The sequence below is a fragment of the Desulfovibrio sp. Huiquan2017 genome (assembly GCF_017351175.1).
GTDB lineage: Bacteria > Desulfobacterota > Desulfovibrionia > Desulfovibrionales > Desulfovibrionaceae > Pseudodesulfovibrio.
In genome coordinates, this window is record NZ_JAFMPN010000006.1 from 201031 (window position 1) to 212128 (window position 11098).

Consider the following 11098-nt stretch of genomic DNA (forward strand, 5'->3'; position numbering starts at 1 on the left):
AAAAGTGACGCGCCTATGGCATTCCCTGCGTGCGGCGAAGCTGGTTCAAATCGATCGCGCGGCTTCTCCCCTTCAGTATCCGTTCGGACTTGCTGTACAAATCCGGATAAAGAGGTGTCAGGCCATAGAGAAAATATTGCGAATACACATGGCCAAGCAGCCCATTGGCGTTTTGCGAAACCGGCGGTCCGGCGTGGGTCAGCCAGGCCAGCCATTGCTCCGCCGCGTGGAAGTGGACCTGCACCTCCTCCCTGTTCCCCTTGCCGCCGTCCAGGATCCGTTGCCCCTGGTTGATCTCCGGGACGACCTTGCGTTGCAGGACGGCGACCACGGCTCCCAGGTACTCGTTTGCATAGGCATTGAGGTCCCCGTCCCGGCATTCCCCGGTGAGCCGAGCGGCTTCCCGCAGGCCCTCCTCGGGCGAGCGGTCCATGTCCAGGCCCATCTGGAGGCATTGGGCCAGTCCGAACCGGGCGGCCATGTGGCCCTGCTCCGAGGCGGCTGTGAGCCAGCGGATCGCCTCGGCGTCGTCGCGCTCCACGCCCAGGCCGAAGCGGCACATCACGCCCGTGCGGAACTGCGCCTCCCGGTCGCCCTGCAACGCCCGGCACTTCAGATCGGGAAAGGCCTCCTCGAATCGAAGGGCGTCATAGCGGCGGAGGGCCTCCTCCATGGGACCGCAGTCCTGCGCCGCCGCGCCGAAGACGTTTCCGAGAAGGATCACAACCGCAAGAATCCATGTCCAACGCATCAGGGATCTCCGTAGATGACAAATCCGGCCCAGTAAAAGGGATTGCCCGAACGACCCGCCTTCCGCTCGGCGGCGAGTCGATCCAGCATCGCCTGATGGAAGGCCTCGTCCACCGGCATGTTTTGGTTAAGAAAACGTTCATACATGTCGACCATGGTCCGCCGCGTTTCCTCGTCGGGAACGCTCCACAGGCTGACGATTAGATGGCGCGCTCCGGCTAGGAGAAACGAGCGCCGCAGGCCGTACACGCCGTCGGCGTCGACGATGGCCCCCAGCCCTGTGCCGCAGGCCGACAGCGTCACCAGTTCCGTTTCCGCGAGGTCCAATCCCAGCACCTCCTCGGCCGTGAGGACGCCCTGCGCGGCCAGGCGGTTCCCGTTCTCGGCGTCAGCGGCCCCGGCCAGGATCAGGCCCGACCGAAGCAGCGGATCGGCGGCGGGAGACAGCCAGGCCTGGACCGAGTCGTTCCCGCTCGCCTCGATGCGGAAGGAGCGCCGCCCGCCGGTAACGGCGGCGTCCCCGTCGTCCAGGAAGAATCCGTGGGTAGCCAGGTGCAGCACCCTGGGGCGGCGCACGCCGAACAGGGCCGACTTGCTGGCGGCGGCCCCGGTGAAGAGCTGCGCGTCCTTGCCTGCCAGCGCCCGGATGGCCTGGCCCTCCGCTTCGGTGCCCGGCAGGGGCGCAAGGGAGAGCCGCACCACCCGGCTGTCGCCGCCGGGCTTGGGGGACTCCGCAACGCCCGCGCCGGCCCCGGCCGTGGTCCCGAAGTCCGGGTTGGCCAGGATGACGACCGCGCCGTCTCCTTTGCCCGGCATTTTCGGCCGGGCCAGCTCCCTAGCCGTGGCCAGATAAGTGATGCACCACTGCTCGGCCAGAAAGGCGCCGTCCTCCCGTTGCAGGATCTCCAGCGGCAACCGCTGGAGCGAACCGTCCGGAACCACCAGCAATTGCCGGGCGCCTTCAAGGGCCGGGGCCAGGGGATCGACCAGCAGGGTCCGCAGCCGCCGGGCCTGTGCGCCCAGGACGGAGGCGTCGGCCCGGCTTCCCTTGACGATCTCCCCGCGCCAGGCGGCGATGGCGTCATCCACTTCACCGGCGTTGCCCAGGGCGGCCAGCCGGACGTCGCCATGGGGCCGGACCACGAAGGCCCAGTAGCCGCCGGGCCGCTCCGCAGCCGGGGGGAGGTGGACGAAATCAACCAGCGCCGCATTCGCGGGCAGGGAAAGCGATTCCGGCGTGACGCCAAGCCTCCCGGCCTCCCGGTTCTTCCGGTGCAGGGTGCGCAGGAGTTCGTCCCGCCTAGCCGTCAGCTCGGCGATGACCGCGCGGCCGTTGCGGTCTTCAGAAGAGGGGGCGTACGCCGCGTAGGCCAGTTGGGAACGCAGGGAGGCCAACTCCGCCTCCGCCCCGGTTCCCCCTACGAGGGCCTGCCGATACAGGGCCTGGGACTCGAAGAAGGCGCCCTTGCGGTTGAGCCAGACCGCATAGAGTTGCCCGGGAGCAAGCGAGGCGTCCCCGGCGCGGAGAAGCAGCTCGATGTTGCCCTTGGAGGAGGTGAGATACGCCTTGCGCTGGGCCTCGGACGGCAGGCGCTGGGCCATGTCCGCCTGCCGGATGCCGACCCGCTCCGCCCGGAGAAGCGTCGCGTACCCGTCCTTTTCCCTGCCCATGGCGAGTTCGGCCCGGCCGAGCGTGGACAGGGCGGCAAAGGTCAGGGGGTTGTCGTCGCCGCCCAGGTCCTGGCATGCCTCAATGACCTGTCGGGCGGCCTCGGCCGCCTCCCCGGCACGACCCAGGGCCAGGGCGTCCCGAGCGAACGCCATGCGGTTCGCCCACCGCTCCGGATGGTCGGCGGGAATGACCCGCTCGGCGATTTCCCTGGCACGGTTCAGCAGTTTCCAGGCCTTTTCCCGGTCCCTGCCCAGAGCCGCGATCCGGGACAGGATCGAATACGCCTGGGCCACCTCGTAGGCGAACTGCCCCCGGTTGTCGGTCACCGTCCGGACCACTTCCCGGCAAAGCTTTTCCGCCGCTCCGGACTTGCCTTCGGCGAGCAGGGCCTTGGCCAGCCGCACCTGGAGGCCTGTCACGCGCATGTCCGCGGATACATAGTTTTTCCCGGCCAGGGCCAATCCCTTTTCATACTCCGCGCGAGCCGCCTCCGGATTGCCGAAGTCCAGGAAGAAGTCGCCCAGCAGGGCATGATATTGGTACAGGCGGTATTCCTTGTCGGGCTGGTCCCGCCAGATGGCGTGCGCCCGCTCCAGGTGCTTTTCCATTTTCGGGAGGTCGCCCCGAATCCGGTACTGGATGGCGAGAAGCAGGCGGATCTCGCTCTCGAACTTGAGGTCGATCTGATCCGGCTTCTCCAACAGCCATGATTCCAGAATGGCGACACGCGCGTCGGAGAGCACATATCGCTCCCTGTAGGCGTTGTAGACCTGTCCCAGGAACATCCGTTCCATCTTCGGAAATACCTGCGGCGGCAGCGTGGACTTCAACTCCTTGAACAATGGCTCCTGGATGGCCTCGCCCGACCCCAGGTCCCCGGCAAGGAACCTGTCGCGGCACACATAGATCAGGGCGAATGAAACGGTCCGTTGCCCCTGGTTGTCGAGTTGCGGCAACAGCCTAAGACTACCCTTCGCCGCCTTGAGACCTGCATCCGAGTCGCCCGTGGAAAAAAGCAGCTGGGCATATTCGGCCAGAAGCAGCGCCCGTATCTTGGGCGGCATCGACTTTTCCGCCAGCTCGACGCGCTCTTTCATGATGGGAAGCGCTTTTCCGCCATCCCAGTCGTGAAGCGCCTGGTAGTATTCCGTATAGAGCTCGGCGTCCCTGGCGGGCAATCCTTCGAGGGCGATCATGGGGATCTTGGCTTTGACGGCGAAGAAGCTCTGCGGGAGCTTGGCGGCCAGGGCCGGGCAGGCGACGAGCGCCGAGACGAGGCAGATGAGCCAAACGGCCGAAATCCGATATGTGTTCTTGCCACCAGGTTGCAACGCATCCTCCCCGATTATCTAATAGCCATTTGAATCAACATGCGATAACTACCGGTATTCTTGACTGATTAGAAGTGCCTCAATACCGTTTTGACGCATCGCTATCAAGGTTTCTTCCGCGACGCTCACCAAAGGAGTCGTGACGTTCGGCCGGAAGCGACATCGGTGCACAACTGCAACCTGAGACTCGACCTCCATTGTTGAAGCTCGCATGGTTACCGGATTCGACCCGTGGCTCATTTCTGCATTGATTGTGTGACTCGCAGCTCAGGCTGCAGAGACTGCCCCATCGCTCCCAGCGGCCTGACCGAAGCCTTCGGCAAGGCCGTCCGGGCCATTGAGATCGACATCGTTCGCAAGTATCCCCGTTTCGACTCCCAGGACCGTGAGGACGTCATCGCCGACGCCGTGGCGGGCGCCATCCGAAATTTCCCCCAATACGAAGGCCGCCGAGAGGCCAAGCTCGTTTCGTGGATAAAGGGTATCTATCGCAACAAGGTCATGGATCTTCTGCGCAAAAACTACGACATCACGCTCGTGGAATACGACGCCGGGGCTGACAACCGCGTCGCCATGGAGCACGAGGAAGAGGATTCCCTGGAAGGCTTGGTCTCCATTCTCAAAGAGATGGTCGATGGTACCAAGGAAAACTGCGCCAGGCTGTTTCTCTCCCTGCACGAGTATTTTCAGCAGGGCAGGACGCAAAAGGAAATGGCAAACGACATGGGCATGAAGTCCAACTCGCTGAACCAGAAGATCAAGCGGTGCAGGGAGTGGATCAGGGAACGCATCGGCAGGGAAGATTTTTGATCAAACGTGTCACTTTTTTCGATGCAGCCCGACTCATCGGATGAACGCTGCCTTGAAACCGGAAAACGGAGAGATGAATGACAGCCTTCTTGAACATGCATAAAGCGGAGATCGCACTCCAGAAGGAATACGCCTTCCCTTCCGCATTGTGCCGTTTTCTGGAATACGGCAGGGGCCGCCTTCTCAATTCCCCCTGCGATGCGCCGTCCCTGCCGGAAGCAGCGGATTTCGAGCCGCTGGTGAAAATGCTCGTAACGGCGCGGGACGCCTACGGCAGCGACCTCACCCTCGGCCTCGACGCCGGGGACGCCGAAATCGTCATTCCCCTGCTAGCGGCGTTTAACCTCGGCAACTACGCATGCGAAGCCGCCGACCACCTGACTGCTCCCGCGGACCATGCTCAGGACATCGCCATGGAAGACGTCTTCGAGCTGTCCGACGACATCGAGGATCTTCCTTTCGGCCGCCTGATCCCCTGCAATGAATTGCGCAGGGAACTACTCGGTCAAATCCCGCAAGAAAACCATTTCCTGTTCACGTGGCTGACGGAATGCGTGCAGTTCGACATCGACAGCCTGGAGCGCATCATCCAGACCTGGGACGAACTCTGGGACAAGACAGCCCCCGGGGACGACGCCGAAGCGCTCGTCCCGGTCCTGACGGCGATCCAGTCCGACACCGCGCTCATGGACCATCTCAAGGCCGAAGCTGGATTCCATACCTCCGTCATGAAGGCCGCAGGCGAAGTTTCACGCCAGCAACATATGGAACGCATTCGCCGCTCCGCCGAGGAAGGCCCCGGCATCATGGACCACCTCGTCTCATGGTTCCGCATGCCCGCCGTTTCCGGCGCGGTTGCCCTGGTACTCATGGTCGGCATCTATTTCGGCACCCAGGTCGGCAAGGACGGCCAGCCCATGCCTATCGGTGTGACCATGGAAATGCTTGTCTACCAGGACGGTCTGGCGGTTCGAGGCGGCGAAGAGACGAAACCGGATGTCCGCAAGCCCGGAGACATCCCGCCAGAAGAAGGTGACGCGATCCAGCTTCGATTCACGTTGGATGAAGAAGCATACATTTACCTTTACCACCAGGAATCCAGCGACAAGCGTGAACTTTTGTTCTCCGGCAAACTGGAAAAGGGAACGCATGTCTTCCCGGACAAGAGCAAACGCATGCGCATAGGGAAGCCGGGAGAGGATGAATATATCATTCTGATGGCTTCAGAAAGAGCCTTAAATAAGATTGATCAGACCAATGCAATGGTTAACAAGACAAATCAACCCGGTCTGATAATTATCGAACTCGAACTATAGAATTAAGTGTAGTCTATAATGAATACTTCAAAACTCGCCACTCTTACACTATTTATCCTGACACTCTCCTCTATTGCCTATTCTGGCACGTATGAAGACGGCATGAAGATCTATGAATCTGAACAAGAGAAACCATATGAAGAGATAGACTATACAGTCGCGTTTAATATGCTCATGGGTGAAGCGCAAAAAGGCGATCCAAGAGCGCAAACACAAATCGGTTTTATGTACCAAGTAGGGGCTGGAGTCCCCAAAAGCATCGACACGGCACTTGGTTGGTACAAAAAAGCGGCGGCACAGAACTACACTCAAGCACAACATCGTATCAGCGTCATGTACGGCCCATACGCTGACACCCCGAACCTCGAAAAAGCCATTAAGTGGTGCCGCATGGCTGCAGAGCAAGGATATGTGCCCGCTCAATTAGACCTTGGTTTTCTTTATTTAGATCTCACGAACAAAGGCATAAGAGACTATTCTGAATCAAAAAAATGGTACCTAAAAGTGTTTGAACAAGGAAAAGCCGAGGGAGCCAACGCTCTGGGAAATCTGTATAAAAGACAGGGGAATTATCCCGAAGCATTTAAATGGTACATGAAAGCCTATGACATGGGCGAGGCTTGGGGCGCCATTTTTTCGGCAGAGCTATATGAAGAACTCAAAGACTATTCTAACGCAATCAAATGGTACGCAATCGCTATAGATTTTGGAGAGTCGCAGGGAGCCATGAAGTTAGGAGCTCTGTATAAGAAGCAAAAAGACTACACCAATGCACTAAAGTGGTACAGAAAGGCTGGAGAGCTAGGAGCTTCTTGGGGGCCGCTTGAAGTCGGTAAAATATACGAAAAGCAAAAAGACTATGCCGCTGCACAAAAATGGTATCAGAAAGCGAAAATCCCCGCTGCCGATTACGCCCTGACCTGTTTAGCCAGGACAACAAAATTAGCCAATTTGAATCTATTCGGAGTCAAGCTGGAGACGGCTACTCGAAAGGAAATGCGCGCGGCATTGGACAAGAAGAATGTGCCACATATTCGCGTAGAAGATGGTTATTGGGCTGACGTATACAACTCCTCTTCGATACTCGCCGACACGAGCAAGCTCATTATATTTTACACCCTTGAAGAGCGCTTTGCGTTTGCTGTCTACGTATTCCCCAACCGCATGGACGTGAATAAAGTAGTCGAAGTCAAAGACATGGTGGAGCAAAAATACGGAGACAAGATGGATTTCAATGGCACGCCGGATGTAGGTAAGATCACCTATTTATGGGAAATAGAGGAAGGAAAGATCACTGTCGAAAGGGGCTGGCCTGATACGACAGTCTTTCTCACGTTCGCAATTCCTAGGCAGGAACAACAATACAAATCTCAAAAAAAAGCTCAGGATCAGCAAGCAAAGCAAAAGAAATTCCAAAGCCAATTTGAAGTCTTCTAGATTATTGGTAAGACTTCAGAGCAGAGAGAGATACTATGAAATTGATTCATACACTTCTGGCTATCACCATAATAATTTTAGCAGCCTCAACAGCCTTCGCTAGCCCATACGAGAAAGCTCTTCAGCTTAACCAAGACGGAAATTACGAAGCGGCATTTCAAATTTACCTACAAGAAGCTCAAAAAGGGGACGCGAGAGCCCAGGCAAAGGTAGGCCTGTTCTATTCTGCCGGAATCGGAGTCATGCGGGACGACATAAAGGCCCAGAGGTGGCTTCATAAATCCGCAGACCAAGGAAGTGCAGACGCGATGTCCTATCTTGGCTCTCTCTATGAATCGCCATCAAGTCCACTTCACAGTTACGACCTTGCTCGTAAATGGTATATGGAAGCGGCTCAAAAGGGGAATTCAAATGCAATGACGTCCCTAGGCTACATGTATCTTGAGGAAAAAGGAGTTAAGCGAGACTGCCAAAAGGCTGAAGGGTGGTTTCAAAAAGTCGCAGCACTGGGTTACGATGTTAATTTTTCAATGGAACAACTAACAAAAATATGCGGCACAAAATCAGGCAGTTATGAAGATGGAAAAATCGCATACAAGGTAAAGAATTACGCTAGAGCCCGCGAAATCTTTTTAAACTTGAGTAAAAAGAATGATGTTAGAGCCATCTATATGATCGGCTATATGGATATGTATGGTGAGGGATCCTTGCAAAATGAAATAAACGGAATCAAAGGGTACCGAAAAGCTGCCGAAATGGGATATGCGGAAGCTCAACACTCGTTAGGATTCAGCTACAGACTCGGGAATGGAGTTCCACAAGATTATAAAAAAGCTGTCTACTGGTACCAAAAAGCAGCTGACCAAAATCTTTGCTCGGCGCAAAATTCGCTGGGTTATATGTATGAACAAGGCAAAGGCGTAATCAAAGACTACGTTCTTGCCCACAAGTGGTACAACTTATCTTCCGTGAATTGTAAAGGATCCGTTAGGGACAGAGATAACCTTGAAAAACAAATGACACCTTCCCAAATCGCAGAAGCACAAAAGCTTGCCCGCGAATGGAAGCCTAACCAATAAGCCACACCAAGGCCGCTCATCCGAGCGGCCTTGGTGTCACATTTTCCCCACACGCCCGACTCCTGTTGCAGAAACGCAAGCACCCCAAGGAGAACACCATGAACGTCAACAAGATCATCCTGTCTCTCGGCATCATCGCCTTCATCGCAGCCTTCCTGCCCATGGCCACCAATGACGTGGTCTACATAGGCGTTGAGCACATGGGCAACCTGACCAAGCTGCTCTACCTGCTGCCTCTCGGTATTATCGGACTCTCCTGCGCCACGACCAAAGTGCCGTTCAAATGCCTGGGAATCGGCCTTGTGCGGGGGGAATTCTCACCGTGCTCACGGTCTGGTCCGGCATGCGGCAGGCCGAACTGATGGCGGGCATGTTCGGGGGGACTCGCGACAAAGGCCTTCGGGATGACGGCCGGCACGACGCTTCCCGGCTACGGCGGCATCATCGCAGGCCTGGCCTACATCGGGATCATCATCATGTCCCTACGCCATCACGACGCCGCATTATCGGAAGAATAGGAGAGCTCGCGCCGAACCAAAGGGGCCGCACTGGTGCGGCCCTTTTTTTGTCACCTTTTTCCACCCCGCCCGACTGTGAATGCAGAAACCCTAACCGCATTCACAGGAGAACGACATGCCCCCGCACCTCACCGACAGAATTTGGGGCCTGCTGCTCAAGACCGCTTTCGGACCGATTAACTGCAACGCCACGGATGGCGTTGCCGCCGACCAGATGGTGATCCCCTACGGCTCCGCACGCCGCGCGCTCGACCGGCTCCGGGGCGACATGGATGAAACCGCGGACGACTCCAGCATGACGCTCACGGTCAGCAACCCGATGCATGCCAATGCCGGAATCAGAAAGCTCTCGCTGCGTTTCAACCCCACCCGCCGTCTGACCGGTATCAGCATCACCTGGGACGCCGACGGCAACACGTTCGGCAAGCTGAAATTCTGGCTGGACCGGGATGTCCGGACCGCCGGATGCCATCGCCTCGGATACGACCTCGCGTGCCGCTACGAATTGGACAACGCCCACATCGAACTGATCAGCAACCCGCTCGGTTTCGGGATGTCCCGCGAGGTCACCCTGTCCTGCTTTCTTGGCGCCGGGGGAAAGATGACGGCCATGTTTTCCAACCTGGGCAAGACGAACCGCGCCCAGAACATAGCAGCCTGATTATACAGGGTTTGACAGAGGCTGGACCGCATCATATTCAGGGTGGCAGCCTCTCAAAGACAAAAAAATGGAGCCGCAACAATGACCTATCGCACCCCGACCTGCCTTCTGACGCTCATCACATTGGCCGCTTTTTCTCTGGCCGGGTGCAAGACGGGATCGGGCACGCCGTCGCCGGTCATCGAAAAGCTGGAGACATACCACCTCGAAATCACCGACAACTCGGCATTCAACGCCAAGAAGCCCTTGGCCCTAAGGGTTGGCAAGGAGCTGTCGAACGATGGATGGACGGCGACGGACAGCCGGCAATCGGCAAAGTGGCCCATGCGCCTCCTCCTGACTTACGGAACCGTACAGCAGCTGGACCATAGCGATCTCGGCAGCGCGCCGATTCCCGTTCCCATGGACCCGATTTCCGTCCTGATCAACGCCTGCTACTTCCTCGGCTGGTCGGCCAAGGAGGTGGGCAAGCAGACCGTGAACGCGGGCACACCGAACTACCTCATCCACATGCGCCTCCATGTTCTCGATCCCAAAGGAACCGTCTGGCGCATCGAGGACGAGATCCCGCTCTACACGCTCGACAACGAAAAAAGCCGGGAACACATTGCCCGCGAGGGCGCGGACAAGATCGCCGGCTATCTGGACGCATTCCGGACGGGCGAGAAAATCGAAAACGCAGTTGAAGAAACCAATGCCTATGAGCTGGAACAATTCCACGCCGCATCGCATTGACCCGCTTGAAAACCGTCACATCGAAAGGAACAGCCCATGGAAGGACGCATCAAGACTTTTCTCCCCAGCAAGGCCTACGGATTCATTGAGGGAGACGACGGCAAATCCTATTTTTTCCACATGCAGGACTTCAAGCCCGCAACAGCCAGGATCAAAGAGAACCTCTTCGTCGCCTTCGAGGAGACGGCCACTCCGAAAGGATACCGCGCCAAGAATGTCGAGTTGATCGGCGGGCAAATCGAATACCAGGAGATTTTCGACGGCTTCAGAACCAGCCGGAAGGGGAAGCCCAACGGCACGGATGTCTTGTTCTCCGCGATGGTCGCGGTCGGCGACAAGGACCTGGACCTGGCGAAACGCGAGCTGGCGTACATGGCCAATCGGTTCGGGTGCAACGCCGTATTGAACATCGTCTATTCGAAAGAGACGCGTTCAAAAGGGAATTACCGGTATTCGTACCACAATTTCACAGGCGAATGCGTCGTCATGTCACAAAAGCGCTTCACCCGTAACAGGCAACTGGCCGATCAAAAGAACCGGGAAGTGAATGAACGCCTACAGCAAGTCGACGCCAATTATCGAGAATACCTCGAAGAGGAAAGACGCAAGCAAAGGATGAAATCGCTGGTTCTCATGGTAGGAGCGGGTGTCATCCTGGCTTTTATTCTCATTTCCCAACTCAGGTAGCTTTTCCAATTGCCTTTTAAGATGACCTCGGCTGCCTTCATCCCTTGAGCCAGAGTCGATCCCGCCATCCCTCTCGCCGTCGCCTGCGGTAATCACGACGCA

10 protein-coding genes are annotated in these 11098 nt (G+C 57.4%); 8 read left to right on the forward strand and 2 right to left on the reverse strand.

The window, feature by feature from the left end:
• Positions 1-13: 13 nt before the first annotated feature.
• The gene (locus J0909_RS06755) at positions 14-751 is read right to left on the reverse strand and encodes a tetratricopeptide repeat protein (protein ID WP_207261531.1); all 738 of its coding nucleotides are present in this window, start codon (positions 749-751) and stop codon (positions 14-16) included.
• Positions 751-3753 carry a CHAT domain-containing protein gene (locus J0909_RS06760; protein WP_207261533.1) on the reverse strand — a complete coding sequence of 1001 codons (3003 nt, stop codon included), beginning with the start codon at positions 3751-3753 and terminating at the stop codon, positions 751-753. The genes J0909_RS06755 and J0909_RS06760 overlap by 1 nt, the downstream gene beginning before the upstream one ends.
• 231 nt (positions 3754-3984) lie before the next feature.
• Here J0909_RS06760 and J0909_RS06765 point away from each other — a divergent pair, with 231 nt between their 5' ends.
• From J0909_RS06765 to J0909_RS06800, 8 genes are all read left to right on the forward strand, one after another.
• Entirely contained in the window at positions 3985-4563 is a 579-nt protein-coding gene (locus J0909_RS06765) for a type III-E CRISPR-associated RpoE-like sigma factor (protein ID WP_353616742.1), read from the forward strand.
• Between the two features lie 77 nt (positions 4564-4640).
• Positions 4641-5879 carry a DUF4384 domain-containing protein gene (locus tag J0909_RS06770; RefSeq protein WP_207261537.1) on the forward strand — a complete coding sequence of 413 codons (1239 nt, stop codon included), beginning with the start codon at positions 4641-4643 and terminating at the stop codon, positions 5877-5879.
• 102 nt (positions 5880-5981) lie between these two features.
• Positions 5982-7316 carry an SEL1-like repeat protein gene (locus J0909_RS06775; protein ID WP_207261539.1) on the forward strand — a complete coding sequence of 445 codons (1335 nt, stop codon included), beginning with the start codon at positions 5982-5984 and terminating at the stop codon, positions 7314-7316.
• A gap of 35 nt (positions 7317-7351) precedes the next feature.
• Positions 7352-8395 carry a tetratricopeptide repeat protein gene (locus J0909_RS06780; RefSeq protein WP_207261540.1) on the forward strand — a complete coding sequence of 348 codons (1044 nt, stop codon included), beginning with the start codon at positions 7352-7354 and terminating at the stop codon, positions 8393-8395.
• Positions 8396-8493: 98 nt separating this feature from the next.
• Positions 8494-8757, forward strand: a complete 264-nt coding sequence (locus tag J0909_RS06785; protein WP_207261541.1) for a hypothetical protein — start codon at positions 8494-8496, stop codon at positions 8755-8757.
• Positions 8758-9028: 271 nt separating this feature from the next.
• On the forward strand, positions 9029-9574 hold the full coding sequence (locus J0909_RS06790) for a hypothetical protein (RefSeq protein ID WP_207261542.1): 546 nt from the start codon (positions 9029-9031) through the stop codon (positions 9572-9574).
• Between the two features lie 81 nt (positions 9575-9655).
• Positions 9656-10309, forward strand: a complete 654-nt coding sequence (locus J0909_RS06795; protein WP_207261543.1) for a hypothetical protein — start codon at positions 9656-9658, stop codon at positions 10307-10309.
• A 36-nt stretch (positions 10310-10345) separates the two neighbouring features.
• Positions 10346-10996 (forward strand): cold-shock protein, encoded by a 651-nt coding sequence (locus J0909_RS06800; RefSeq protein WP_207261544.1) that lies wholly within the window; start codon positions 10346-10348, stop codon positions 10994-10996.
• Positions 10997-11098 lie beyond the last annotated feature (102 nt).